The organism is Pseudolysinimonas sp. 10J20-29, assembly GCF_055809595.1.
In genome coordinates, this window is record NZ_CM147917.1 from 776,527 (window position 1) to 801,991 (window position 25,465).

Genomic DNA, 25,465 nt, shown 5'->3' on the forward strand with positions numbered 1-25,465 from the left:
GAAATGCGGGTTACGCGCTGATCGCCGCGGCGCTCACCTTGCGCGCGGCGGCGAAGCCGAGCTCGAGGTCCGCGATGAGGTCGTCGATGTTCTCCAGGCCGACCGAGAGACGCACGAGGCCGGGGGTGACGCCCGTGGTGAGCTGCTGCTCGGGCGTGAGCTGCGAGTGCGTCGTCGAGGCGGGGTGGATGATGAGGCTGCGCACGTCGCCGATGTTCGCGAGGTGGCTGAACAGCTCGACGTTCTCCACGAGCGCGCGGCCCGCGTCGACGCCGCCCTTCAGCTCGAAGCTCAGCACCGCGCCGACGCCGAGCGGGGCGTACTTCTGCGCCGCCGCGTGCCAGGGGCTCGAGGCGAGTCCGGCGTAGGCGACGCTCGCCACGTCGGGGTGCGCCTCCAGCCATTCGGCGATCTTCTGCGCGTTCTCGACGTGGCGCTCGATGCGCAGCGACAGCGTCTCGATGCCCTGGATGATCGCGAAGGCGGTGTCGGGCGCGATCGCCGCACCGGTGTCGCGCAGCAGCGTCACGCGCGCCTTGATGATGTAGGCGATGGCGTCGCCGAGCACGCCCGTGTAGCTCGCCCCGTGGTACGAGGGGTCCGGCTCGGTCAGGCCCGGGAACTTGTCGACGTGCTGGCTCCACGGGAACTTCCCGCCGTCGACGATGGCGCCGGCGACGACGGTGCCGTGGCCGCCGAGGAACTTCGTCGCCGAGTGCACGACGATGTCGGCGCCGTACTCGAACGGACGGATCAGGTACGGCGTGGCGATCGTGTTGTCGACGATGAGCGGCAGCGCGTTCTCGTGCGCCACGTCGGCGACCAGTTCGATGTCGAGCACGTTGATCCGCGGGTTGCCGACCGTCTCGGCGAACAGCGCCTTCGTGTTCGGACGGATGGCGGCGCGCCACTCCTCGGCGTCGTCCTGGTTCTCGACGAAGGTGACCTCGATGCCGAGCTTGGCCAGCGTGTACTTGAAGAGGTTGTAGGTGCCGCCGTAGATCGACGAGCTGGACACGATGTGGTCGCCCGCGTTCGCGAGGTTGAGCACCGCGTAGGTGATCGCACTCATGCCCGAGGCGGTGGCGAGAGCGGCGGTGCCGCCCTCGAGCGCGGCGATGCGCTCCTCGACGACCGCCTGGGTCGGGTTCATGATGCGGGTGTAGATGTTGCCGAACTCGGCGAGCGCGAACAGGTTCTTGGCGTGGTCCGCGTTGTTGAACACGTAGGCCGTGGTCTTGTAGATCGGCGTCGCGCGGGCGTTGGTGACCGGGTCGGGGGCCGCACCGGAGTGGATCTGCTTGGTCTCGAACTTCCAGTCCGACATGAGGGCTCCTTCTGTGACATCTGCGGGCGGCGGCAAAACGGCCGCTCGCGACGACAGTAGGCGCGCGCGCGGAATGCCTCAACCCGCGGCGCAACGCGGCGTAACGCGCCGCGGTCGCGGCTCAGGTGCGCGGAGGCGCGCTCGGCACGGGTTCGGCGTCGCGGAACAGCCAGCGCGCGCGCGGCTGGACGAGCGGCCGGAACAGGCGCTGCACCCAGGCGCTCGACAGCACGAGGGTGATCAGCAGCGACACCGCGATCATCGCGAGCAGCCAGGTCGCCGAGGAGTGCTCGTTGCGGAGGATCCCGGACTCGCGAATCGGATAGAGCACGAAGCTGTGCAGCAGGTACACGTAGATCGTGGCCCGACCCAGGTGCGAGACGACCGTCTCGCGCCGGGGGATGAGCACCAGGAACGCGGCGGTCAGCACGATGGCCAGCGCCATGATGGCGAGCCGGAGCAGCGCCGCCTGCGGTCCCGTCGTGTCGAGCTCGCGGTAGGACTCGTCATAGAAGAACCAGAGGCGCAGATCCATGTCGCGGAACAGCTGGATGTTGAGGGCGACGACCGCGATCCACGCGCCCCAGACGGCGACGGAGGCCGCCCGCACCCCCACGACGATCGCGCGCGGCGCGGTCCGCCAGCGCTCGACGAGGTCGGTCTGGGCGAGCATCCAGCCGAGCAGGAAGAACGGCAGGATGCCCATCGTGCGCGAGAGCGAGAACGTCGAGTCGACGTTGCCCCAGTAGCCCACCGCGACGGAACCGGCGATCGCCCACACCAGCGGCCAGCGCACGAGTGCGAGGTAGGGCAGCGCGACCCGGAAGATCGCGAGCGTGAGCAGGAACCACAGCGTCCACTTGGGGGCGGTCGGGTTGAACGAGTCGGCGCCTTCGACGAGCCACTGAACGACCGTCCAGATGGTCTGGAAGATCAGGTACGGCACGATCAGGTCGGCGACGATGCCGCGCATCCGACGCGTGTCCAACGGCGTCGAGCGGGAGAAGTAGCCGCTCACCAGCATGAACGCGGGCATGTGGAAGGCGTAGATCGCCAGATACACGCCGAGGGCGTTGTTGGAATCGTAGGTCTGGCGCTGGATCGCGTGTCCAATCACCACGAGCGCGATGATCGCGACCCGGGCGTTGTCCCAGAGAGGAACTCGTGTCATCGGGATGAAATCTAATCCGGCAATACTGGGGGAATGGTGAAGCGCGTTGTGGTGACTGGTGCGAGTTCGGGAATCGGGGAGGCGACCGCGCGACGGTTCGCGTCGCACGGCTGGAAGGTGGTCGGAATCGCCCGGCGCGCCGATCGGCTCGCGGCGCTCGCCGCCGAGACGGGGGCCGACGTGATCGCGGCGGACCTGACGCGCGCCGACGACCTCGAGCGGGTGCGCGATGAGCTCGCCGCGCTCGGCCCGATCCACGCGCTGGTCAACAACGCCGGCGGCGCCTTCGACATGGCCACCGTCGAAGAGGGCGACCCGGCCGACTGGCGCGCGATGTTCGAGATCAACGTGATCGCGGTGCAGCAGATGATCCAGAAGCTGCTGCCGCTGCTGCGCGACGGCGCGCGGGAGACCGGCGTCGCCGACATCCTGACGATCACCTCGATCGCCGGGCACAACGTCTACGAGCGCGGCGCCGGCTACAACGCCGCCAAGTTCGCCGCGCACGCCCTGATGGCGGTGCTGCGGCTCGAGCTCGCGGGGGAACCGATCCGGGTGCTCGAGGTCGCGCCGGGGATGGTGCGCACCGAGGAGTTCTCGCTCGTGCGGTTCAAGGGCGACGAATCGAAGGCGGACGCCGTCTACGAGAACGTCGCGGCGCCGCTGGTCGCCGAGGACATCGCCGAGGCGATCGTGCACGCGATCGAGCTTCCCGGCCACGTGAACCTCGACCTGGTGACCATCAAGCCGGTCGCCCAGGCGGCGCCGCACAAGGTGATCCGCGGCGAGCTGTCGCCCAAGTCCTAGGGGGCTTCCACCTCGGAGGCCTCGGCGCCGGGGACCAGGATGTCGTCGATCTCGGCGGGAGCGTCGCCGAAGGCGGACTTCGGGACCATGAACAGGGTGAGGCCGGCGATGAGCGCGCCTCCGCCGCAGATCGCCCACACCGTCATGTAGCCGCTCAGGCTCGCGGCGGTGCCGACCGCGCTCGTCACACCGGTCAGCAGCACCACGCCGAAGACCGCGGAGGCGAAGGAGCCGCCGATCGTCTTCGTGGTGTTGGTGAGGCCGGCGGCGATGCCGGTCTGCCCGCGCGGGGCGGCCGCCGCGGCCGCCGCCGGGAGGGCCGCCACGAGGGCGCCCGAGCCGAGGCCCGCGATCACCATGTTGGTCATGACCTGCCAGGTCTCCAGGTGGAACGGCAGGAAGAGCAGGTAGCCCAGGGCGACGACGAACGCGGCCGTGATGAGCGAGATCCGCGGGGTCGTGCGCCGCGCCAGCAGCGGGAACAGCAGCGCGCCGACGATCATCGCGATGAGGTACACGCCGATCAGGATCGAGCGCATGCCGGCGGCGAGTCCGAGGCCGTAGCCGAGGGCCGGATCGGTTCCCGCGTAGGTCGACAGCGGCGCCTGCGCGCCGAGGACGGCGATGCCGAAGAGCCCCGCCGTGAGCAGCACCGGCCAGAGCTCGGGCCGGCTCATGACGCGCAGGTCGATCGCCGGGTCCTTCTGGCGCAGCTCGAAGCGCGCGAACGGGATGAAGGTCAGCACGCCGGCCGCGAGCAGCGCCCAGACCCACCAGGTCTCCGGGCCGTTGATGCGCAGGAAGGTCAGGCTCGAGGTGATCAGCAGCAGGCCGACCGCCAGGAGCGTGAAGCCCATCAGGTCGAGCGAGCGGTTCGGCAGCGGCTCCGACTCGGGAACGCCGAACAGGATGACGAAGAACACGGCGGTGACGCAGACCGCGGGCACCATGAGGGTGAGGGTGACGTTCTCGCCGAGCGCCGAGAAGAACAGGCTCGAGCTGAGCGCGCCGATGATCGCGCCCGCTTCGAGGCCGACGACGAGAAGTCCGGCGGCGCGGCGGGTCTGCGAGGCGCCCGTGTTCGTGCGGCGTCCGCGGTCGAAGATCAGCGCCACCTCGAGCGGGAGCCAGACGACGTAGAAGCCCTGCAGCGCCCACGCGATCAGGAAGCTCGTGAAGTCGCCCGCGAACGCCAGCCACCAGCTCGCGCCGGCGGTCAGGATCGTCGAGATCAACAGGATCTTCTTGTGGCCGACCATGTCGCCGAGCTTCGCCAGCAGCGGCACCGCGAGCGCCGACAGCATCAGCTGGGCCGCCTCGAACCAGTTGAAGTCCGCATCCCGGATTCCGAGGTGAACGACGAGATCGGAGATCAGCGGGATGTAGAACCCCTGCAGGATTCCGCTCGTGATCTCCACCATGAACAAGAAGCCCACGAGGGACACGGTGATCGCTCCGAACGAGCGGGCGGTGCCGGGGGTCTGCGCTGCGGTCATCACGGCATGCTAGCGCTCGTCAGGGTCGACGGAGGGTGGCGCGGCGAGCGACTACGTTATGTACGTGACCGAGACCGATGAGCGCGAGATCCTCAGCTATGAACTGTTCGGAGTGGCGGCCCGTGAGCTCGCCCAGACGATCGCCGACGACGGGTTCCGGCCCGACGCGATCGTCGGCATCGCCCGCGGCGGCCTGACGCTCGCCGGGGCGCTCGGCTACGCGCTCGACGTCAAGATGCTCGGCTCGCTGAACGTCGAGTTCTACACCGGGGTCGGCACCACGCTCGACACCCCGGTCGTGCTGCCGCCCACCCTCGACCAGGAGTCGCTGCAGGGCAAGAGCATCCTGCTCGTGGACGACGTCGCCGACTCGGGGCGCACGCTCGCGCTCGTGGTGCGGCTGCTCCAGGCAGGCGGCGGCGAGGTGCGCACGGTGTGCCTCTATGCCAAGCCCGGCACGGTCGAGGAGCCCTACTACACCTGGCGCCACACCGATAAGTGGATCATGTTCCCCTGGAGCTCCGAAGGTCCGGTCCGCTACCCCGAGGCATGACCGCCGCCGCGCTGCGAGGTCTCGTCGAGCCCGGCTGGGCGGAGGCCCTCGATCCCGTCGCCGACGAGATCGTCCGGCTGCTCGAGGTCGCGCGCGCCGAGACGACGGCGGAACGGCCCTGCCTGCCCGAGGCGGGGAACATCCTGCGGGCGTTCCAGACGCCGTTCGACGCGGTGCGCGTGCTCATCGTCGGCCAGGATCCGTATCCGACACCCGGTCACGCGGTCGGGCTCGCCTTCTCGACGGATGCCGCGGTTCATCCGCTGCCGCGCAGCCTGCAGAACATCGCGCGCGAGCTCGCCGACGATGTGGGGGCGGGCCTGCCGAACGGCGATCTCGGCGCCTGGGCCGAGCGAGGCGTGCTGCTGCTGAACCGGGTGCTCACCGTGCAGGCAGGCGCGCCCGGTTCGCATCGCGGTCGCGGCTGGGAGACGGTCACCGAGCAGGCGATTCGCGCGCTCGCCGCCCGTGAGGCGCCCCTGGTGGCGATCCTCTGGGGGCGGGATGCGGCGACCGCCCGCCCGTTCCTGCGCGACGCGGCGGTGATCGAGTCGCCGCACCCGAGCCCGCTCTCCGCGCGCCGCGGCTTCTTCGGGTCGCGGCCGTTCAGCCGGGCGAACGAGCTGCTGGCGGCGGCCGGCGCCGCCCCGATCGAGTGGGATCTGACACGGCCGCATGGCGCGGCGTAGGATCGGCGCGATGATTCCCGAGGAGTACAACCCGCGCGAGGCGCTGCGCCGGGCGAAGAAGCGTCGGCAGGCCCCGGTCGCCGACTTCGCGTTCGCCCTTCGCGACGCGACCGAGGCCGACATCCCGTACCTGCTCGACATCTACAACCACTACGTCGCCAACTCGACGGTGACCTTCGATGAGGACCCGCAGACCCTCAAGGAGATGCGCGCCAAGTTCAAGACCGTGTCGAAGCTCGGCTTCCCGTGGATCGTCGCCGAGAGCCCGCGTGGGGAGATCCTCGGCTACGCGACCGTGACGCCGTGGAAGGCGAAGGCCGCCTATCGCTTCACCGTCGAGAACTCGATCTACCTCGGGCCCGCCTCGACCGGCAAGGGGCTCGGCTCGGCGCTGATGGCGGAGCTGCTGACGCGCTCGAAGGAGGCGGGCATCAAGGAGATCGTGGCAGTGATCGCCGACCGCGGCGCCGACGCCTCGATCCGCCTGCACGAGGCCTACGGCTTCAAGAAGATCGGCCACATGGGCAAGGTCGGGTTCAAGTTCGGGCGCTGGCTCGGCACCGTCCTGATGCAGAAGAGCCTCAAGTAGCATCCCGGCGCGCGCGGGGCTCCCGGTTCTAGGCTCGAGGCATGACCGTCGCACAACTCCGCCTGGTCCTGGAGACCGAGGACATCGACGCCGCGCTCGCCTTCTACCGTGACGTGGTGGGGCTTCCCGAGCTGGAGGCCTACAGCGCCGGCGGGGGTGCGCGAGTCGTGATCCTCGGCATTCCGACCGCGACCCTCGAGCTCGCGAACCCGGCTCAGGTCCGCTACATCGACCAGGTCGAGGTCGGCCGCGATGTCGCGCATCCCTACCCCCTCACCGTGCGGGTGGCGTTCGAGGTTCCGGACGCCGAGGAGGCGGCGGGGCGGCTCGTGGCGGGCGGAGCGGAGCCGGTCGCGCCGCCGACCCGGACGCCGTGGAACTCGCTCAACGCACGCGTCGAGGCGCCCGGCGGGATGCAGGTGACGGTGTTCGAGGAGCTCGACGGCGATCAGTCGGCGCCGTAGACCGCGAGCGCGACCTCGTCCGCGATCGTGACGACGACGTCGAACACCGTCTCGCCGCCTCGCGCGTTGATGATGGAGATCCAGCTGTCCTCACGCAGCACATTGAGGATCGCCGGGGAGCTCACCGTGTCGCCGAGCTGCCCGAAGCGCACGATGTCGTCGAGGGCCTGCTCGTTGAGGCCCTGGGCGCGCAGGTCGGCGACGACCGTCGGACGCGTCTCCGACCCGAGCGGGGCGACCGAGATCGTGATCGTGGTCGCGGGCGCGCTTTCGTCGCCCCAGATGCAGGTGATGCCGCCGGCTTGCTCTTCGGGGGTCTCGTCGATCAGGTAGTCGCCGCCATAGCGCCCGCCCGGCCCGCCGAGCAGGTCGCGCCCGTCGCGGGCGAACTCGTCGAGCCGGTGCTCGCTCAGCATGGCGGCGCAGTCGCGCGGCTGAATGAACCCGGCCTCGACCGGCGGCGGCGGCGCCGCCAGGGTGGGAGCGGGCGCGGTGGTCGGCACGGGCGGCACCACGACGGGCACGGGTGCGGAGGCGCAGCCCGCGAGCAGAGCCGCGAGCACGACGGGCAGCGCGAGGGGGAACGCGGGAATCGACGGCATCAGTCTCCTTCGTGGCGAGAACCTAGCAGTTGAAACTGACAATACGTTCGATTTAGTGCGGCCGCCCGCCGGAGCGGATCCGGCGGGCGGCTCGCGATCAGCTGCGCGGGGTGGCTCCACGCAGCAGGCCGAAGCCGGCGATCGCGGAGATCAGCGTCGGGATGAGCAGCAGCGCGTAGCCGCCCGCGAACCCGAGGGAGTTCAGCGTCTCGACGATCAATCCGCCGCTGTCGGTCAGCACGATCAGCGCGACCACGCCGACGACCGCGAAGGCCACGATGGCGAAGTAGCTGATCAGGCCGTAGTGCCGCCAGCGCACGTAGAGCGCCGCGACTGCGCTGCCGGTGAAGAAGAAGAACAGCAGCAGGACGAAGAAGACCCAGGTGCGCTCCAGCGTTCCGCCGTCGCCGAAGATGACGCTGCGGAACATGGTTCCGCCGAGGCCCCAGCCTCCCGTGACATCTTCGAGCAGCCCGAGCGCGCCGAGCAAGAGGGCCCAGCTCGCCGAGAGCACCACGAAGGCGAGGGCGCTGCCGAGGTAGAAGTCACGGCGGGTCGCGCCGTAGCCGAGCGCCAGAGGGAAGGTGGCGTTCATCGCCTGGACCGCGACGACGAGCATGTAGACGAAGACGAACGACACGGCGCCGCTCCACTCGGTCCCATCGCCGGCGGCGAGCTCGCCGCCGGAGGGGAGGGTGGCGGTCAGCAGCAGCCAGATCAGCCAGTTCAGCACGAAGATCGTCGCCAGGATCAGCAGCGGCGTCACGATCACGGTGGCCGGGTTCGCGACGTGGAGCCTGGCCACGTTGAGGAGGCGGCGAACCGGAGTCGGTGCCGTCCGGGCTGGGGATGAGGAATCGACGGTGATCATGATGCGAGGTACTCCTTGTCGCTCGAGTTGGTCAGGCGGACGACGAGCTGCTGAAGCGAGACGGGGGCCAGCTCCAGACCCGCCGCGCGAGCCTCGGCCCGTTCCGCGTCCGTCAGCCGTCCGACGGTCACGGAGGCCAGGCCGCCGAGGCCGTCGCGGTGGATCACGTCGCGACCGGCGATGAATCCGTCGACCACCGAGGCGGCGCCGACGAGGGTGGTGGCGGAGCCGCGCAGCTCCTCCGCGCTCTCGTCGATGAGGAGGCGTCCCTCGTCGATCACGAGAACGTGCTCGAGGAGGTTGCTCACCTCGTCGATGAGGTGGGTCGAGAGCACGACGGTCCGCGGGTGCTCCGCGACGTCGGCGAGCAGGCGATCGTAGAACAGCTGCCGGGCGACGGCGTCGAGGCCGAGGTAGGGCTCGTCGAAGAAGGTCAGGGGAGCGCGCGAGGCGAGCCCCACGATCACTCCGACCGCGGAGAGCTGGCCGCGCGAGAGCTTCTTGATCTTGCGATCGACCGGCAGGCGGAAGTCGGCGACGAGCTCCTGCGCGTACTCCGCATCCCAGTTGGTGAAGAACCACGGGGCGCTGCGCAGGATGTGCTTCACCTTGAAGTCGTCGGGGTAGCGCTGGCTCTCCTTGATGAACGAGATGTGCTCGAGCACGCGCGCGTTCTCAACGGGGGAGGAGCCATAGAGCTCGATCGTGCCGGAGCTGGCGAACTCCTGGCCGGTGAGCAGCGACATGAGCGTCGTCTTGCCGGCGCCGTTGCGGCCGAGCAGGCCGTAGATCTTCCCCTCCTCGAGGGTGAAGCTCACGTCGTCGACCGCCGTGACGTGGCGGAACCGCTTGGTGACGTCGGTCACCCGGGCGATGGTGGTCATGGTGTGTCCTTCGTGCTGATCAGGTGGCGGGGGGAGTGGTGCGGATCATGCCCGCGAGCTGCTCGGCCGAGATGTCGAGCTTCGCGGCCTCGGCCAGCAGCGGGACGAGGTACTGCTCGCGGAAGTGGTCGCGCCGCGTGGCGATGAGCTGAGCGCGCGCTCCGGAAGCGACGAACATGCCGATGCCCCTTTTCTTGTAGAGGATCCCCGCGTTGACGAGCCGGTTGATGCCTTTCCCGGCGGTCGCCGGGTTGATGCGCAGAAACGCGGCGAGCTCGTTGGTCGAGGGGACCTGTGATTCCTCGGGCAGCGTCCCCGCGATGATGTCGTTCTCGATCTGCTCTGCGATCTGCAGGAAGATCGGTCGGCTCTCATCCACGGGCACCCTCCCTCCGGTGGTGGCCACGTCGCGCTAGCTTCGCGGGTTCATTAGTCATGTAACTAACCAACCAGGCGGGCGGCGCGGTGTCAAGTGCGGGGAGCCGTTCTCGGCGCGGGTTCTGCCGAGCGAGCGCGGCAACCTAGGCTCGAGACGTGTTCGAACTGCATCACCTCAGCGCGACCGAGCAGCTCGACGGCGTGCGCCGCGGCGACTGGACGCCGCGGGAGCTCGCCGAGCACTACCTCGAGCGGATCGCGCGCCTCGATCCCGAGCTGGGGGCTTTCACGGAGGTGACAGCGGATCGCGCCCTCGCGCGCGCGACATCGCTGGCGGATGCGGGGTCGCCGGTGTCGCGAGCGTCGGCGCTGTGGGGCCTGCCGTTCGCCGACAAGGACCTCGTCGCGCGCGCCGACGTGGCGACGCGGTACGGCTCGCGGGCGATGGCCGACGTCGTCCCCGCTGCCTCCGACGACATCGCGCTCGCCTTCGACGTCGCGGGCGCGGTGAGCCTCGGCAAGACCGCGACCCCGGAGTTCGGTCTCGCCGGCTACACCGAGCCGCTCGCCGGTCGCCCCGTCCGCAACCCCTACGACCTCACGCTCGGGGTGGGGGGATCCAGCGGCGGCGCGGCGGCCGCGGTGGCCGCGGGGCTCCTGCCCTTCGCGCCCGGCTCCGACGGCGGGGGATCGATCCGCATCCCCGCCGCGGCGACCGGTCTCGTCGGGCTGAAGCCCTCGCGCGGTCGCATCCCGAGCGCCGCGGGCTTCGCCTCGCTCGGAGGGCTCGTCACGCACGGGCCGCTCACCCGAACCGTCGCCGACGCCGCGCTCGTGCTCGACGCCCTGGTCGGCGCGACCCCGTATCGGCATGCGACGGCCGCCCCGAGCTGGGACGGGGGCGCGTTCCTCAACGCCGCTGTGCGCGGGGAGGGGCGGTTCCAGGTGGGCGTCACGACCGACTCGCCGTGGGCCGGTGACTTCGAGGTCGGGCTCGAACCCGAGGCGCGCGCCGCGCTCGAACTCGCGACCGCCGAGCTCTCCGCGCTCGGTCACGGGGTCGAGGAGCTCACGCTCGCCCCGGAGCCCGACTACCCGCGGATGTTCTCGAGACTGTGGCAGGCGGCGGCGGCCGGCGTCCCGCTCGACGGGGATGCGGTGGCGCTCACCGAGCCGTTGACCCGCTGGCTGATCGGCCGGGGGCGCGCGATGACGGCGCGGGAGCTCGGGGAGGCGCTGCAGTTCGCCGCGCTGTTCGAGCGTCGGCTGATCACCCGCTTCGCGCCCTTCGATGCCGTGCTGACGCCCGTGCTCGCCGTCGTGCCGCCGGTGCTCGGCTGGTACGACGCGGCGGATGCCGAGCGCAACTTCGCGCAGCAGGTGCGCGTGAGTCCGTACACGAGCATGGTCAACGTGGCAGGGCTCCCCGCGCTCGCACTCCCGGTCTCGCGCACGGCGGAGGGCATCCCGATGGGGGTGCAGCTGATCGGGCGCCCCGGCCGCGAGGACGTGCTGCTCGCCATCGGAGCGCAGCTCGAACGACGACTGCGCTGGGACCGCCGCCACCCGCCGCAGTGGTAGCGCGCTCGGGCAGCGCCATGCTCGCGGTCAGGTAAGTTAGCCAAGCCTTACCTATACTGAGGGTGATGATGCTCTCCGACCTGCTGCCCGCCACGATCTCCTGGAACCCCGATTCCGGCGACGTCGTGCTGCTCGCCGCGCGAGCAGACGACCTCGAGCTGGTCGAGACGGTGCTCCAGACGCTGCCGCCGCGCAGCCGCGGCCAGGTCTTCCTCGAGTCGCGCGCGGGCGTTGCGCCGCGCGAACTCCGCGCCCCGGGGCGCGTCTGCGTCACCTGGCTCGACGCCGATCGGGGACAGTCCTCGGCGCGCGCCGCCGAGGCGTGGCTTGCCGAGATGCTGCCGACCGACGCCGCGCGCACGCACCGCGTCTACGCGTGGTTCGCCGGGGACCGCGCCGCCCGCGTGCTCACGAGCGACTGACGCGCCTCCGCAGGTAGCCGCCGCGCTCCAGCCCCGCCTCGATCTCGAAGCGGTTGCGGGTCGCCTCGCGGCCCGCCGCCAGGTACAGCGGGATGAAGGCGAGCCCGTAGCGGCGCCACTGCTCCACGTGCACGCGCTCGTGCGCGAGCACCGCCTCGCTCGTGCTCGTGCGCGTCAGATAGATCGCCCCGATCGTCGTGCCGCCGCGCCCGAACGCCCAGCGCGGCAGGTTGTCGAAGAAGTGCACGCCCGAGCGGTGCTGGAAGTGCCCGAGCCACAGACAGCCCCACAGGAACGCGCAGACCGTCGCGACGGCGAACCCGGTGCGGGCCAGCGGCGGCCAGCACACCACGGCGCGGGCGGCGCCACGGAGGCGACCGTCAGCGCCCATAGGTCTCGAGAAAGCGCAGCCAGACCTCGCTGACCGTCGGATAGGCGGGCACCGCGTGCCACAGCCGGTCGAGCGGCACCTCGCCCGCGATCGCGATCGTCGCCGCGTGCAGCATCTCGCCCACCTCGGGCCCGACGAACGTGACCCCGACCAGCACGCGCTGATCCTCGTCGACCACCGCGCGCGCCTGCCCGCGGTAGTCGTCCGACTGCGCCGTCGCCCCGCCGACCCAGGCCAGGTCGTAGTCGACGACGCGGGTGCGGATGCCCGCCGCCTCGGCCGCGGCGGCGGTCAGGCCGACCGACGCCACCTCCGGGTCGGTGAACGTGACCTGGGGCACGACGCGGGCGTCGGCGGTCGCGACGTGGCGACCCCACGGGGCGTCGTCGACCGCGGCGCCCGTGGCGCGCGCGACGATGACATCGCCCGCGGCTCGCGCCTGGTACTTGCCCTGGTGCGTCAGCAGGGCGCGGTGGTTCACGTCGCCCACGCCGTACAGCCAGTCGACGCCGCGGACGCGGAGGGTGTCGTCGACATCGAGCCAGTCGCCGGGCGCGAGTCCCGCCGTCTCGATTCCAAGATCCTCGGTGCGCGGAACCCGGCCGGTGGCGACGATGATCTCGTCGACGTCGAGGCGGGAGCCGTCGCTCAGCTGAACCTGCGCGCCGTCGTCATCGCGCGAGACCGAGGTCGGCTCGACGCCGGTCAGCACGGTCGCGCCGCGAGCGCGCAGCGCCTCGGCGACCGCGTCGCCCGCGAACGGCTCCTGATCGCCCAGCAGCGTGCTGCGCACCAGGAGCGTGACGCGTGCGCCGAGGTCGACGTAGGCAGTCGCCATCTCGGCGGCGACGACGCCTCCGCCGATGATCGCGAGCCGCTCGGGAACGGTCTTGGCGCTCGTCGCCTCACGGCTCGTCCACGGTGCCGACTCGGCGAGGCCGGGGATCTCGGGCAGCAGCGCGGCGCTTCCCGTGCTGAGCACGACCGCGTGGCGGGCGGTCATCTCGGTCACCGTGCCGTCGGCGGCCGTCACCTGAACCGCGCGCGGGCCGGTCAGGCGACCGTGGCCGCGGATCAGATCGATGCCGGCCTTGTCGAGCCAGGCGACCTGGGAGTCGTCGCTCCACTCGTGCACGATGCGGTCGCGCCGCGCCAGGACGCCTCGGGGGTCGATCTCGCCGGTCACCGCGGCGCTCGCCCCCTCGACGGCGCGCGCGGCGCGCAGCACCGTTCCGGCCCGCAGCAGCGCCTTCGAGGGCATGCACGCCCAGTAGGAGCACTCGCCGCCGACGAGCTCCGCCTCGACGATCACGGTGCTCAGGCCGCCCTGCACGGTGCGGTCCGCGACGTTCTCGCCGACCGCGCCCGCCCCGATCACGATGACGTCGTATTCGCGCGCTGTCATCCGTCGAGGCTACCCGTCGGCTCCGTCGCGGGGCTGGCTCCCGCGGGCGGTGAGCGCCGCGAGAATGCGCAGCACGGTGGCGAGGTCGCCCGCCGTGGACTCGGGATCACGCGGCGAGAACCCGGCGATCGTGGCCCCGGCGAGGACATAGCGCTCGCGCAGCTCGCGCAGCGCGGCGAGAAGCCCCTCGATGCTGGCGCCGAACGGCTCCGCCCACGCGGTGGAGCTGATCTCCGAGGGGTCGAGCACGTCCAGATCGATGTGCAGGTACAGGCGGGAGGCTCCCGTCGCCTGAACCGCGTCCCGCATCGGACCGGCCGCGCCGATGGCGTCGGCGGTGATCGCGTGGACGCCCGTCTCGGCGACCCAGCTCCGCTCGGCGTCGTCCCAGGCGCGCGTGCCGGCGAGCACGATCCGCGATGCCGCGACGATGCCGTCGTCGGCGAGAGCGCGAACGGTCATTCCGGCGAACGCGCCCGAGCTCGAGGTCTCGACCGAGTTGGAGTCGCCGTGGGCGTCGAACCAGACGAGACCGAGGTCGCCGGGGCTTCCCAGCGCGGCCGCGTGCCGCACCGCCGGGTAGCTGACCGCGCAGTCGCCGCCGATCATGATGACGGGCGACTCCTCGTCGTGCAGCGCGCGCGCCACGCGCTGCTGCACGAGTCGCAGCGAACTGTGCCGGTGGATCCCCGTGCCCTCGGCATCGCCCGCCTCCAGCGGCACCTCGAGGGTGGTCGTCACGGTGCTGGGCAGGTCGCTCGCGATGGCGCGGGCGCCGTCGATGAGCGTCATCGCTCGGTCCGACGGCGACCCTTGCCATTGCGGCACAACGAGGTAGCGCACGCTCACCCCGTCACTCTACGTCCGCGCCCTGGGGGCGCCCCGAGGATCTGCGCAGGCATGGCGATCTACGACCCGATCGCGCCGCCCGACTTGAGCGCCGCCAGTCGGGCCTCGATCTCGACCTGCTTGTCGAGGTCCTCCAGGCTCTCGAACTGCGCGTCGAGGCTCGAGGCGGCGAGCTCCTGCTGGCCGAGCACCTTGGCCTCCTCGCGACGCACCTTCTCCTCGAAGCGGCCGATCTCGCTCGTCGGGTCGAGCACGTCGATGCTCTTGATGGCGTCGTGCACCTGGCTCTGAGCGGCCGCCGTCTTGGAGCGCGCCACCAGCTCGTTGCGCTTGGCGGTCAGCTCGCCGAGGCGTGAGCGCATCCCGTCGAGGCCGTCCTTCAGCTTGGCGACGACCTCGTTCTGCGAGGCGATCGTCGGCTCGGCGGACTTGGCCTCGTTCTCGGCCGCGAGCTGCTTGCCGAGCGCGATCTTCGCGAGCTTGTCGAACTTGTCCGCGTCCGCGGTGTCGCCCGCGGCGCGCAGCTGGTCGGCCTTGGTGCTCGCGGCGAGCGCCTTGCGGCCCCAGTCGGTCGCGGCGGCGACGTCCTCGGCGTGGTCCTGCTCCATCAGCCGGAGGTTGCCGATCGTCTGCGCGACGGCGCTCTCCGCCTCCGCGATGGAGTTGGTGTAGTCGCGGACCAGCTGGTCGAGCATGAGCTCGGGGTCTTCCGCCTGGTCCAGCAGCGCGTGGATGTTGGCGCGCATGAGCTGCGAGATGCGGCCCAGAATCGATTGCTTTGCCATGGTGTGCCTTCCTGAGTGGATGGATGGGGTCTAGAAGCGTCCGCCGCCTCCGCGGCGGCCGGAACGGCGAGCGCGCGGGGCGGACCGGCGCGAGGACGAGCTGGACGAGCGGCGGGACGCGCCGCCGAAGCCGCCGCGAGCGCCGCCGCGGGAGCTGCCGGAGCGGCCGCCGCGGGACGAGCCGGAGCGGCTGCCGCCGAGCAGCCCGCCGAGCAGGGCGGCGCCGAGGTCCGGCGCGGCGCGGGATCCGGTCGCGCTCGTGAAGCCGGAGTCATCGGCGCGCGCCAGCCGGAGCGCTTCGCGCGCGTTCTCCGCCGCGAGCCGCGTCTCCTCCAGCGCTGCCTCGGCGTCGTCGGGCTCGAGCGCCGCGGCGCGCGCCAGATGCCGTTCGGCCTCGGCCACGCGCGTACGGGCGCCGGCACCGACGCCGCCGCGTCGGGTCGAGATGAAGGAGTGCGCACTCGAGATCTGATCCAGCGCCGTCTCTCGCGTGCGCGTCAGCTGCTGCCGAGCCCGTGCCTGGCGCTCCTGCCCCTCGCGGACCGCGGTCAGCGTCGTCGCGAGCCCGGCATCCGCGGCGTCGAGCGCCGCCAGCGCGCCGGCGGGGTCCTGGTCGCCGAGGCCCCCCAGGGCGGCCTCGGCGGTCGCGATCGCGGCGGCGAGGGCCGGGGCGTCGACCGCGCCGGTCGCGCTCGCGCGGAGTGCCGCGGCCTCGCCGAGATCGGCGCGGAGGTCGGCGGCCGCGGCGTCGCGCCGCTCCACCGTCTTGGGCAGCTCGGTGTCGAGCGTCTCCACGCTGAGCGCGAGCTGCTCGGCCTGGGCGATCGACTGCTGCGCGGCGCGCACCGAGAGGGCGGCCCCGCTGGACTGCCCCGCGGCGAGCTGCTCGCGGGCGGTGCCGAGCGAGGCGGCCGCGAACGACTCGAGCTCGCGAGCCTGCTCGACGGCGCCCGCGATCGAGGCGATGGCCTCCGCTCCGTAGCGCTCGCCGAGCCGGTCGCGCGTGGTCGCCGCCGTCGCGATGCGGCCGGGCAGGGCGCCGTGGGCGGTGGTCAGGTCGGCGAGCATCGCCTCCGCGTTCGCCTCGAGATCGCGCAGCTGCTCGAAGGCGTCCGCGTGGGCGTCGAGCGCGGCATCCGCGGCAGTGCAGAGCTCGATCAGCTCGAGGGTGAGCGCACGACGCTCCTCGGGGGTCTCGGCGTCGGCGTCGTCGAGACGCTGCCGGATCGCGAAGGCGTGTCGCACCTGGTCGCGGGCCGACTCCAGCGCGGCGCGGAACTCGGCGGTCGCCGCGGCTCCGAACTGGGCCTCGGCGAAGCCCAGCTCCTCCTCGCTCTCGCGGAGAGCATCGTCCAGCTCCACGAGCAGGCTCCCCGCCGTGCGATCCAGCTGAGCCTGGCTCTGCTCACCCGGCGCGAGCTCGGCGCCTCGGCGTCGCCGGCGCACCGCGACGACGACGGCCGTGCCGATGCCCAGCACGGCGACGCCGCCGAGAACCGGGAGCAGCAGCGACGGGCCACCGCTCATCGACTCCGACAGCCCCTCGGCGAAGCCGATGATGCCCGCCGACCAGCGATCCTCGCGCAGCTCCGGCACGAGCCGTTCCTGGGCGATCTCATCCAGGGTGGCATCGCTGAGCGGATACGACTCGCTCACCGACCAGCGGAAGGTGCGATCGTCGACGGCGATCGCCAGCAGGGCGTCGGCGTCGCCGAGCCCGCTCAGCTCGGCGCTCGTGTCGACCCACGACTGGTCGTCCGCCGCGCCGGTGAACCGGTCGACGATGACCACGAAGAGCTGCGACCGGGTGCTCTCGTACAGCTCGTCGAGCGCCGCGGTCACGGCGGCGCTGTCGGTGCCCACGACGCCGGTGGAGTCGTACACGTACGCTCCGCCGAGGTCGACCGGGTCGGTGGTCGGCGCGGCGGCAGCGGCGAGCGGGCTCGCGAGCACGATGCCGGCGGCGGCGAAGACGGCGGCGGTCCGGCTGAGCATCCGGGCTCCTCCCGATGGCGTGCTGTGGGAGGAATCCTAGCCAGTAAGGGTGAGCATTCAACGAGGGTTTGACCCCGACCGCCCGGCAGGGCGCGCGATCAGTCGACGCGGATCGGCGCCGAGGGGCCCGTGACGAGAATCGGCCCCGCTCCGTCGCCGAGGTCCACCTCGAGAACAGCGCTCACGGTGTACTCGCCCGCCGGCAGCGGCGGCAGGTCGGACCGGAACTCGGCCGCCTCGTCGTCCTCGATCTCGCAGCGCACGAGCTCGAGGCGCGCCTCGAAGCTCGTCGACTCCCCGGGCTGCAGCACGAACGGACGCTGCTCGCTGGCGCCGGGACCGTTGCTGTGCCAGACCACGACGCCGTCGTCGCTCACGGTGAGCACCGGCTCGCCGAGGACCGTCCCGCGGATCTCCGCGTCACTCGTGTTGGCGAGGGTGACGTCGAGTGACACCGGTCCGCGCTCGGCGACGGCCGCGATGGTCGGGACCGCGAGCGCGAGACCGCTCGCGGAGGTGTCGACCGAGGTGACCGCGCCCTCGCACAGGTTCAGGCGCGAGACGGGCGCGCGCTCGATGGTCGCGTCGGCGTCGGTGAGGCTCGAGTCGGCGGAGGACTCGGCCGCACCGCCCGCGAGCGTGGCGTCGGGGCCGGCGGGGGAGAGCGAGCCGACGCCGACGATCGTCAGCGGCACCACGATGGCGGCCGCGGCCAGGGTCGAGGCGCCCGCCGCGGCGAGCACGCGCGGTCGTCGTCGAGCGCGGGCGCGGCGGATCACCGCGTCGACGTCGATCGTGCCGTCGGGCGTCTCCGGGTCGCGGAAGCGGTGGCGCAGGTCGGTCTCACTTGCCACGGAAGCCTCCACGGTCGGTCAGGGAGCGGGATGCGGCGGGCGGCATCGGTCCGGCGGGGCCGAGACGGTCGGCGCGCGTGCCGTCGTCGGCGAGGGTGATCGCCATCTTGGCGAGGCCGTCGCTCAGGTAGCGCTTGACGGTTCCGGCGCTGATGCCGAGCTCGGCGGCGATGTCGTCCACCTTGAGGTCGTCGTAGTAGCGCAGCACGATGCAGGCGCGCTCGCGCGGGCTGAGCTTGCGCAGCTCGTCGTGCAGATCGAGGCGCGTCTCGCTGGCGAGCGAATCGGGCTCGTGCTCGTCGGGTCGGTACTCGAGCGGGGCGATGCGCCGCCACCGGGACCGGCGACGGCTGCGATCGACGGCGCCGTTCAGGATCGCGCGGCGAACGTACGATTCGGCGCTCTCGATCGAGAAGCCGTTGCGGAGGCGGCCGAAGGTGCGCACGAGAGCGTCCTGCACGAGATCGGCGGCGTCCTCGCGGTCGCCGCACAGCAGCTGCGCGTAGCGCAGCAGCGCGTCGCCGCGCTCGTCGACGAGCCGCGCGACCGTCTGCTCCCACTCCGGAACCCGGCGCACATCCACCTCCCGTTTTCTGCCTTCACCCTGTCAGACGACGAGGTGCGGGGAAACGTTGGGGTGCGGCCGGGTTCCGGGGGAGCGCGGTGTCAGGAGGCGGCGTGCAGTCGGCTGCGGAGCTCGGCGAGCTGGGCTCGCACGGCCGTGGGCACCCGGTCGCCGAATCCGTCGAGGAACGACTCGGTGTCGTCGGCCTCGGCGAGCCAGGCCTCCGGGTCGATGTCGAACAGCGCCGCCCAGTCGTCGTCGCTGACCCCGGCTGCCTGGTGGTCGATCGCGCCGGGGGCCGGAATCCAGCCAGCGGGACTGGCGACCGCCGGAGCGCTGCCGTCGACACGGTCGAGAATCCACGCCAGGACGCGGCTGTTCTCGGAGAAGCCGGGCCAAAGCCAGCGGCCGTTCTCGTCCTTGCGGAACCAGTTCACCTGGAACACCCGCGGCACCGAGCCGGTGCGGCGCAGCTGGGCTCCCACATCGAGCCAGTGCTGCCAGTAGTCGGCCATGTGGTACCCGCAGAACGGCAGCATCGCGAACGGATCGCGGCGCAGCTCGCCGACGGTTCCTTCGGCGGCCGCCGTCCGCTCGGAGGCGAGAGTGGCGCCCACGAAGACGCCGTGCTCCCAGTCCCGTGCCTCCGCCACCAGAGGCACATTCGTGGCTCGGCGGCCGCCGAAGATCAGTGCGTCGATGACGACGCCGCGTGGGTCCTGCCAGTCGTCCGAGATGGTCGGGCACTGCTCGGCAGCCACGGTGAATCGCGAGTTGGCGTGCGCGGCCGGTCGCCCCGAATCGGGCGTCCACTCCTGCCCCTGCCAATCGGTGAGGTGGGCGGGAGGGGTCTTCGTGAGCCCTTCCCACCAGACATCGCCGTCGTCGGTGCGCGCCACGTTGGTGAAGACGGTGTTCCCCCAGAGGGTGTCGATCGCCGTCTTGTTGGTGTCGACGCCGGTGCCCGGCGCGACCCCGAAGAAGCCCGCCTCGGGGTTGATCGCGCGCAGCTTGCCGTCCTCGCCGGGCGCGAGCCACGCGATGTCGTCGCCGATGGTCTCGACCGTCCAGCCGGGGATGCTCGGGTTGAGCATGGCGAAGTTCGTCTTGCCGCACGCGCTCGGGAACGCCGCCGCGACGTGGAAGACGCGACCGCGCGGGTTGGTCACCTTGAGCAGCAGCATGTGCTCGGCGAGCCAGCCCTCGTCGCGGGCGATCGCCGAGGCGATGCGCAGCGCGAACGACTTCTTGGCGAGGATCGCGTTGCCGCCGTAGGCGGAGCCGTAGGACCAGATCTCCCGCGTCTCGGGGAAGTGGCTGATGTACTTCTCCGTGTTGCACGGCCAGGCGACGTCGGTCTCGCCCGGCTCGAGGGGCGCCCCGACGGAGTGCATCGCGGGCACCCACGCACGGCCGGCCGACATCTGCTCGAGCGCAGCGGATCCCATGCGGGTCATCGTGCCCATGCTGACGACAACGTAGGGCGAGTCGGTGAGCTGCACGCCGTAGCGCGACAGCGGGCTCCCGATGGGGCCCATCGAGAAGGGCACGACGTACATCGTGCGGCCGCGCATCGCGCCATCGAACTTCTCGGCGAGGGTGAGGCGCATCTCGTCCGGGTCGACCCAGTGGTTGGTCGGGCCGGCATCCTCTTCGCGCTCGGAGCAGATGAAGGTGCGGGACTCGACGCGGGCGACGTCGCTCGGGTCGCTGCGCGCGAGGAAGCTGTAGGGGCGCAGCTCGGCGTTCAGGCGCTCGATCGTGCCGTTCTCGACGAGCGTGCGCAGCAGCTGGTCGCGCTCGGCCCGGGAGCCGTCGCACCAGACGACGCGGTCGGGCTGGGCGAGGCCGGCCATGTCGGCAACCCACGCGACGATCTGCGGATTCGTTCCGGCGGGGGCTCCGCCCGGGGCGAGGGTCTCGGCGGGGCGGGGCGCGGCGGGCGGGGTCGGGCGTCCGCTGGCGGGGGCGGTGGGGCGGTCGATAACGGTCATCGTTACTCCGAGGTGTCGTGATCCGGTGGCAAGATCTCTTCTTGTCTCCACTTTCCGGTAGTTTTACGAGCATCGGGCGCATTCAGCGTGAAAAGAACGCGCAATGTTTCGCTATTGTAGAGACATGAAGGATCTTGCGACCCTCGGCCAGCGCATGCGGCACTTCCGAACCGAGGCGGGCCTCACCCTCGATCAGCTGGGCGCCGCGGTCGGCGTCGCAGCGAGCCAGCTGTCGCTGATGGAGAACGGTCGACGGGAGCCGCGACTGTCGCTGCTGTCGGCGGTCGCCGACGAACTGGGGATCCCGGTGGCCACGCTCCTCGAGGCGGAGCCGCCGAGCGAACGCGCGGCCCTCGAGATCGAGCTGGAACGGGCCCAGGCCGCGTTAACGTATCGCGAGCTCGGGCTGCCGCCGCTGCGCGCCTCCAAGGCGATGAGCGACGACGTGCTCCGCGCTCTCGTCGGGCTGCACCGCGAGATCGAGCGGCGGGCCCGTGAAGCGGTCGCGACGCCCGAGGAGGCGCGACGCGCCAACACCGAACTGCGTGCCCTGATGCGCACCCGCAACAACTACCTGCCCGACATCGAGGCGCTCGCCGAGGAGGCGCTCGCCGCGGTCGGCCACACGACCGGCGCGCTCACTCACCGATCCGTGAGCCGGATGGCCGAACGCCTCGGCTTCGAACTCGTCCACGTCGACGACCTGCCGCACTCGGCCCGCTCGGTGACCGATCTCGAGAACGGCCGCATCTACCTGCCTCCCGCCTCGATCCCCGGCGGCCACGGCCTGCGCTCGATGGCGCTGCAGGCGATGGCCCACCGGCTGCTCGGCCACGCGGCCCCCACCAGCTACGCCGAGTTCCTGCGCCAGCGGCTGGAGATCAACTACTACGCGGCGGCCTGCCTGATGCCGCTCACCCAGTCGCTGGAGTTCCTGCGGCAGGCCAAGGACGACCGCAACATCGCGATCGAGGACTTCCGCGATGCCTTCGGCGTCACGCACGAGGCGGCGGCGCTGCGCTTCACCAACCTCGCGACCGAGCATCTCGGCATCACGCTGCACTTCCTGCGCGTCGGCGGCGACGGCGCGATCTCGAAGGCCTACGAGAACGACGATCTTCCGCTCCCGGTCGACGCCACCGGCTCGATCGAAGGCGAGATCGTCTGCCGGCACTGGAGCGCCCGCGAGGCCTTCGAGCGCACCAACCGCACGACCGAGTACTACCAGTACACCGACACCCCGGCGGGCACCTACTTCGAGTCGACGCAGACCGGGTCCGGAACAACCGACGAGTTCTCGATCACGCTCGGGGTGCCCTTCGCCGAATCCAAGTGGTTCCGCGGGCGCGAGACGAAGGTGCGCTACCGCTCCACCTGCCCGGAGCTGAGCTGCTGCAAGCGGCCGGCGACCGAGCTCTCCGAGCGCTGGTCGGGTCGCGCCTGGTCGAGCGCCAAGGTGCACGCGCACATCTTCTCGCCGCTGCCGGCCGGGACCTTCCCCGGCGTCGACGACCGCGAACTCTACGAGTTCCTCGAGGCGCACGCGCGCGAATGACGCGCCGTCAGATCTTGGTGCCCTCGACACGATTCGAACGTGCGACTTCTTCCTCCGGAGGGAAGCGCTCTATCCACTGAGCTACGAGGGCGGATGCGCAACTAGGTTAGCAGTATGGCTTCGTTCGACCCTGACCGCGTCGTTCGCGCCGAGTTCGCCGCCACCGTGGTGGCGCACACCGAATTCGTGCTCTCCGTGGCGGTCGCGGGCACCCACCCCGAGGTCGCCGAGACTCTCAGCGTCACGCTCGACGGCGCCGAGCTCCCGGTGCGCGAGCTCGCCGGTCCGCACGGAACCCGGCTGCACGTCGGCGCGGTCGAGGCGGGCGTGCTGCGCGTCGCCTACGAGGCGCGCGTCGGGCGAGCCCCGGCCGCGCTCGTGGACCCGCTCGACGTGATCGCCTACGCGCGCCCCAGCCGCTACGTCGAAGCCGACGTGCTGACCCCGTTCGCGCGCTCGCAGTTCGCGGGGCTGGCGGGGGTGGAGCTTCTGCTCGCGGTCGAGCGATGGGTGCACGAGCGCCTGCGCTACGCGTCGACCGACCAGGCCTGGCGCGGCGGGGCCGAGGCGACGCTCGCCTCCGGTGTCGGCGTGTGCCGTGACTTCGCCCACGTCGTGCTGGCGCTGTTGCGGGCGCTGGATGTGCCCGCGCGACTGGTGTCGGTCTACGCCCCGGGTCTCGTCCCGATGGACTTCCACGCCGTGGTCGAGGCGCTCGTCGACGACCGGTGGCTGCTGGTGGATGCGACGCGGCTGGCGCCCCGGCGGCAGATGGTGCGCATCGCCACGGGTCGCGACGCCGCCGACACCGCGTTCCTCACCAACACGCTGGCCGACGTCGACCTCACCGAACTGCGCGTGTGGGCCCAGGCGTCCGAGCTCGAGCCGGACGACCCGAACGAGCTCGTCGAACTCAGTTGAGCGCGGCGAGCGCCGATTCGACGAGCACCGTCGCGTCGCCCGCCTCGCCGAAGTACACGCTCGAGAGCACCAGTCGCGCGGATCCGGAGAACACCACGAGCGTCCCGCGCTCGTTCGCATCGCTCGAGAAGTAGGCCTCGTCGCCGAAGTCGACCGGGCTGCCGGTCGCGGCGTCGATCGCCGCCGCGAGCGCCGCATCGCCGAGACGCGACGCGGCGAGGTCCACGCTCGCCCCGCCGGACTCCCGCACCCAGCGACAGGCGACGCCGTCCGCGGCGAGCGCGGCGGCTCCGGCGGTGCCCGCCTCCGGCGTCCACTCGGCCAGGGCCGCGAAGTTCGGGTTGAAGGCGAACATCGTGTCCGCCGAGATCAGGTCGGCGCATCCCAGTCCGAGCGGGATCGAGGCCTCGACCTCGGAGGTCGGCGACGCCTCGGGGGTCGCACTCGCCGAGACGGTCGGCGTCGGCGTGCTCGACTCGCTCGCACCCGGCAGCGGGGCCGGCGCCACGGCGCAGGCCGAGAGCAGGAGGAGGAGACCACCGGCGACGGCGGTGGCGGCGGTGACCCCGACGGGGCGACGAACGACTCGATTCAGCACCCGACCATTGTGCGGCGGTCGGCGGATGGCGGTGCACGCCACGCCCGGCGGATAGGATCGTCCCTCGTGAATCCCGCCGAACTGACTGCCGTTGTCCTGCACGCCGCCCGCGAGGTCGCGGGGGAGCGCGCGGACGAGATCTCCGACGCGGATGTGACGCTCGAGCGCCCGCGCAGCCGCGAGCACGGCGACTGGGCCTCCAACGTCGCGATGAAGCTCGGCAAGCGCCTCGGCCGGGTTCCCCGCGAGTTCGCGGCCGAGCTCGTCACCGCCCTCGCCCAGGTCGACGGCATCGCCGAGGCCTCGGTGGCGGGTCCCGGCTTCGTCAACATCACGCTCGACGCCGCCGCGGCGGGCGTCGTCGCCGCGCGCATCGTCGACGCGGGGGAGTCCTACGGCCACGGCGACCTGTATGCGGGCGTCACGATCAACCTCGAGTTCGTCTCGGCCAACCCGACCGGACCGATTCACATCGGCGGCACGCGCTGGGCGGCGGTCGGCGACTCGCTCGCCCGCGTCTTCGCGGCCGAGGGCGGCCTCGTCACGCGCGAGTACTACTTCAACGATCACGGGGCGCAGATCGACCGCTTCGCGCGCTCGCTCGTCGCGTCCTACCTCGGTGAGCCCGCCCCGGAGGACGGCTACGGCGGTCAGTACATCCACGACATCGCGTCGCGCGTCGTCGCCGCCAGCGACGTCGATCTCGCCGCGCTCGATCGCGCGGCGCAGACCGAGCACTTCCGGGCGCACGGGGTGGAGCTCATGTTCGGCGAGATCCGGCAGAGCCTGCACGACTTCGGGGTGGATTTCGACGTCTACTTCCACGAGGACTCGCTGCACGAGTCCGGCGCCGTCGAGCATGCCGTCGCGCGTCTGCGGGAGCTCGGCCACATCTTCGAGTCCGAGGGCGCCACGTGGCTTCGCACGACCGAGTTCGGCGACGACAAGGACCGCGTCGTCATCAAGAGCGACGGCGAGGGCGCCTACATCTCCGGCGATCTGGCCTACTACCTGAACAAGCGCGAGCGCGGGTTCGAGCGCAACCTGATCCTGCTGGGCGCCGACCACCACGGCTACGTCAAGCGCCTGATGGCGATGACCGCGGCGTTCGGCGACGAGCCGTACGTCAACCTCGAGATCCTCATCGGCCAGATGGTGAACCTGGTGCGCAACGGCGAGCCGGTCCGGATGTCCAAGCGCGCCGGCACGGTCGTCACGATGGAGGACCTGGTCGAGGCGGTCGGCGTCGACGCGGCGCGCTACGCGCTCGTGCGCAGCTCCGCCGACAGCCAGCTCGATATCGATCTCGACCTGCTCACCAAGAAGACCAACGACAACCCGGTCTTCTACGTGCAGTACGCCCACGCGCGCACCTGCGCCGTGGCGCGCAACGCCGCCGAGGCGGGGGTGACGACCGACGCCTTCGATGCCGCAGCGCTCGCCCACGAGACGGAGAGCGCGCTGCTCGGGCAGCTCGCGGAGTTCCCGCGGATCGTGCGTCAGGCCGCCGAGCTGCGTGAGCCGCACCGCATCGCGCGGTACCTGGAGGAGCTCGCCGGGGCGTACCACACCTGGTACGCGGCGTGCCGTGTGATCCCGCTCGGCGATGCCCCGATCGAGCCGGTGCACGCCTCCCGGCTGATGCTCAACCGGGCGACCAGCCAGGTGCTGCGCAACGGTCTTTCCTTGCTCGGGGTCGGCGCACCCGAGAAGATGTAG

26 protein-coding genes and 1 tRNA gene are annotated in these 25,465 nt (G+C 71.5%); 10 read left to right on the top strand and 17 right to left on the bottom strand.

The genetic code is table 11. The features are described 5' to 3' along the window. Positions 1-10: 10 nt before the first annotated feature. On the bottom strand, positions 11-1,327 hold the full coding sequence (locus AC0L6Y_RS03830) for a bifunctional o-acetylhomoserine/o-acetylserine sulfhydrylase (RefSeq protein WP_473555833.1): 1,317 nt from the start codon (positions 1,325-1,327) through the stop codon (positions 11-13). Between the two features lie 121 nt (positions 1,328-1,448). Beyond that, positions 1,449-2,498: an acyltransferase family protein gene (locus tag AC0L6Y_RS03835; protein WP_473555837.1), complete on the bottom strand. Its 1,050-nt coding sequence runs from the start codon at positions 2,496-2,498 to the stop codon at positions 1,449-1,451. Between the two features lie 33 nt (positions 2,499-2,531). Here AC0L6Y_RS03835 and AC0L6Y_RS03840 point away from each other — a divergent pair, with 33 nt between their 5' ends. After that, positions 2,532-3,305, top strand: coding sequence for an SDR family oxidoreductase (locus AC0L6Y_RS03840; RefSeq protein WP_473555843.1), 774 nt, complete (start codon positions 2,532-2,534; stop codon positions 3,303-3,305). On the opposite strand, the gene AC0L6Y_RS03845 is transcribed toward AC0L6Y_RS03840, so the two are convergent. Next, positions 3,302-4,801 (bottom strand): MFS transporter, encoded by a 1,500-nt coding sequence (locus AC0L6Y_RS03845; RefSeq protein WP_473555848.1) that lies wholly within the window; start codon positions 4,799-4,801, stop codon positions 3,302-3,304. The two genes, AC0L6Y_RS03840 and AC0L6Y_RS03845, sit on opposite strands and share 4 nt — an antisense overlap. A 64-nt stretch (positions 4,802-4,865) precedes the next feature. On the opposite strand from AC0L6Y_RS03845, the gene AC0L6Y_RS03850 reads away from it, so the two are divergent. Genes AC0L6Y_RS03850 through AC0L6Y_RS03865 form a run of 4 tightly spaced genes read left to right on the top strand, consistent with a single transcriptional unit; the run spans position 4,866 to position 7,096 of the window. Beyond that, a complete protein-coding gene (locus AC0L6Y_RS03850) occupies positions 4,866-5,354 on the top strand; it encodes a phosphoribosyltransferase (protein ID WP_473555850.1) in 489 nt (162 codons plus the stop codon). Further along, complete coding sequence (locus AC0L6Y_RS03855) at positions 5,351-6,043, top strand: uracil-DNA glycosylase (protein ID WP_473555855.1); 693 nt, start codon at positions 5,351-5,353, stop codon at positions 6,041-6,043. Before AC0L6Y_RS03850 ends, AC0L6Y_RS03855 begins: the two co-directional genes overlap by 4 nt. A gap of 10 nt (positions 6,044-6,053) precedes the next feature. Next, positions 6,054-6,632, top strand: coding sequence for a GNAT family N-acetyltransferase (locus AC0L6Y_RS03860; RefSeq protein ID WP_473555860.1), 579 nt, complete (start codon positions 6,054-6,056; stop codon positions 6,630-6,632). Positions 6,633-6,673: 41 nt separating this feature from the next. Continuing rightward, positions 6,674-7,096: a VOC family protein gene (locus AC0L6Y_RS03865; protein ID WP_473555866.1), complete on the top strand. Its 423-nt coding sequence runs from the start codon at positions 6,674-6,676 to the stop codon at positions 7,094-7,096. Here AC0L6Y_RS03865 and AC0L6Y_RS03870 read toward each other — a convergent pair. The 4 genes from AC0L6Y_RS03870 to AC0L6Y_RS03885 all read right to left on the bottom strand — a co-directional run bounded on the left by AC0L6Y_RS03870 (position 7,081) and on the right by AC0L6Y_RS03885 (position 9,832). Next, positions 7,081-7,698 carry a hypothetical protein gene (locus AC0L6Y_RS03870; RefSeq protein ID WP_473555870.1) on the bottom strand — a complete coding sequence of 206 codons (618 nt, stop codon included), beginning with the start codon at positions 7,696-7,698 and terminating at the stop codon, positions 7,081-7,083. The two genes, AC0L6Y_RS03865 and AC0L6Y_RS03870, sit on opposite strands and share 16 nt — an antisense overlap. Before the next feature lie 97 nt (positions 7,699-7,795). Continuing rightward, a complete protein-coding gene (locus AC0L6Y_RS03875) occupies positions 7,796-8,503 on the bottom strand; it encodes an ABC transporter permease (protein WP_473555876.1) in 708 nt (235 codons plus the stop codon). Between the two features lie 62 nt (positions 8,504-8,565). After that, positions 8,566-9,453: an ABC transporter ATP-binding protein gene (locus AC0L6Y_RS03880; RefSeq protein WP_473555882.1), complete on the bottom strand. Its 888-nt coding sequence runs from the start codon at positions 9,451-9,453 to the stop codon at positions 8,566-8,568. Positions 9,454-9,472: 19 nt separating this feature from the next. After that, positions 9,473-9,832 (bottom strand): GntR family transcriptional regulator, encoded by a 360-nt coding sequence (locus AC0L6Y_RS03885; protein ID WP_473555885.1) that lies wholly within the window; start codon positions 9,830-9,832, stop codon positions 9,473-9,475. A 155-nt stretch (positions 9,833-9,987) separates the two neighbouring features. On the opposite strand from AC0L6Y_RS03885, the gene AC0L6Y_RS03890 reads away from it, so the two are divergent. Together AC0L6Y_RS03890 and AC0L6Y_RS03895 are read left to right on the top strand one after the other, a co-directional pair. Then, positions 9,988-11,412 carry an amidase gene (locus tag AC0L6Y_RS03890; protein ID WP_473555891.1) on the top strand — a complete coding sequence of 475 codons (1,425 nt, stop codon included), beginning with the start codon at positions 9,988-9,990 and terminating at the stop codon, positions 11,410-11,412. A gap of 65 nt (positions 11,413-11,477) precedes the next feature. Beyond that, the gene (locus tag AC0L6Y_RS03895) at positions 11,478-11,834 is read left to right on the top strand and encodes an SIP domain-containing protein (protein ID WP_473555894.1); all 357 of its coding nucleotides are present in this window, start codon (positions 11,478-11,480) and stop codon (positions 11,832-11,834) included. On the opposite strand, the gene AC0L6Y_RS03900 is transcribed toward AC0L6Y_RS03895, so the two are convergent. The 8 genes from AC0L6Y_RS03900 to AC0L6Y_RS03935 all read right to left on the bottom strand — a co-directional run bounded on the left by AC0L6Y_RS03900 (position 11,821) and on the right by AC0L6Y_RS03935 (position 20,672). Next, positions 11,821-12,225 (bottom strand): Fe-S oxidoreductase, encoded by a 405-nt coding sequence (locus tag AC0L6Y_RS03900; protein ID WP_473555899.1) that lies wholly within the window; start codon positions 12,223-12,225, stop codon positions 11,821-11,823. The two genes, AC0L6Y_RS03895 and AC0L6Y_RS03900, sit on opposite strands and share 14 nt — an antisense overlap. Next, positions 12,215-13,630, bottom strand: coding sequence for a dihydrolipoyl dehydrogenase family protein (locus tag AC0L6Y_RS03905; RefSeq protein WP_473555904.1), 1,416 nt, complete (start codon positions 13,628-13,630; stop codon positions 12,215-12,217). The genes AC0L6Y_RS03900 and AC0L6Y_RS03905 overlap by 11 nt, the downstream gene beginning before the upstream one ends. 9 nt (positions 13,631-13,639) lie before the next feature. Then, the gene (locus AC0L6Y_RS03910) at positions 13,640-14,422 is read right to left on the bottom strand and encodes an arginase family protein (protein ID WP_473555909.1); all 783 of its coding nucleotides are present in this window, start codon (positions 14,420-14,422) and stop codon (positions 13,640-13,642) included. 116 nt (positions 14,423-14,538) lie between these two features. After that, on the bottom strand, positions 14,539-15,264 hold the full coding sequence (locus tag AC0L6Y_RS03915) for a PspA/IM30 family protein (RefSeq protein WP_473555913.1): 726 nt from the start codon (positions 15,262-15,264) through the stop codon (positions 14,539-14,541). 30 nt (positions 15,265-15,294) lie between these two features. Continuing rightward, entirely contained in the window at positions 15,295-17,259 is a 1,965-nt protein-coding gene (locus AC0L6Y_RS03920; RefSeq protein WP_473555914.1) for a TPM domain-containing protein, read from the bottom strand. A 98-nt stretch (positions 17,260-17,357) separates the two neighbouring features. After that, positions 17,358-18,113 carry a hypothetical protein gene (locus AC0L6Y_RS03925; RefSeq protein WP_473555916.1) on the bottom strand — a complete coding sequence of 252 codons (756 nt, stop codon included), beginning with the start codon at positions 18,111-18,113 and terminating at the stop codon, positions 17,358-17,360. Continuing rightward, on the bottom strand, positions 18,103-18,696 hold the full coding sequence (locus tag AC0L6Y_RS03930; protein WP_473555920.1) for a sigma-70 family RNA polymerase sigma factor: 594 nt from the start codon (positions 18,694-18,696) through the stop codon (positions 18,103-18,105). Before AC0L6Y_RS03930 ends, AC0L6Y_RS03925 begins: the two co-directional genes overlap by 11 nt. 83 nt (positions 18,697-18,779) lie before the next feature. Beyond that, positions 18,780-20,672, bottom strand: a complete 1,893-nt coding sequence (locus tag AC0L6Y_RS03935) for a phosphoenolpyruvate carboxykinase (GTP) (protein ID WP_473555924.1) — start codon at positions 20,670-20,672, stop codon at positions 18,780-18,782. A gap of 124 nt (positions 20,673-20,796) precedes the next feature. Between AC0L6Y_RS03935 and AC0L6Y_RS03940 the strand changes: the two genes are divergently transcribed. Then, the gene (locus AC0L6Y_RS03940; RefSeq protein WP_473555927.1) at positions 20,797-22,227 is read left to right on the top strand and encodes a helix-turn-helix domain-containing protein; all 1,431 of its coding nucleotides are present in this window, start codon (positions 20,797-20,799) and stop codon (positions 22,225-22,227) included. Positions 22,228-22,242: 15 nt separating this feature from the next. On the opposite strand, the gene AC0L6Y_RS03945 is transcribed toward AC0L6Y_RS03940, so the two are convergent. Further along, positions 22,243-22,318, bottom strand: a tRNA-Arg gene (locus AC0L6Y_RS03945). Positions 22,319-22,341: 23 nt separating this feature from the next. On the opposite strand from AC0L6Y_RS03945, the gene AC0L6Y_RS03950 reads away from it, so the two are divergent. Beyond that, a complete protein-coding gene (locus AC0L6Y_RS03950; RefSeq protein ID WP_473555931.1) occupies positions 22,342-23,148 on the top strand; it encodes a transglutaminase-like domain-containing protein in 807 nt (268 codons plus the stop codon). On the opposite strand, the gene AC0L6Y_RS03955 is transcribed toward AC0L6Y_RS03950, so the two are convergent. Then, complete coding sequence (locus AC0L6Y_RS03955) at positions 23,141-23,746, bottom strand: hypothetical protein (RefSeq protein ID WP_473555936.1); 606 nt, start codon at positions 23,744-23,746, stop codon at positions 23,141-23,143. The two genes, AC0L6Y_RS03950 and AC0L6Y_RS03955, sit on opposite strands and share 8 nt — an antisense overlap. 66 nt (positions 23,747-23,812) lie before the next feature. On the opposite strand from AC0L6Y_RS03955, the gene argS reads away from it, so the two are divergent. Next, on the top strand, positions 23,813-25,465 hold the full coding sequence (gene argS, locus AC0L6Y_RS03960; RefSeq protein WP_473555941.1) for an arginine--tRNA ligase: 1,653 nt from the start codon (positions 23,813-23,815) through the stop codon (positions 25,463-25,465).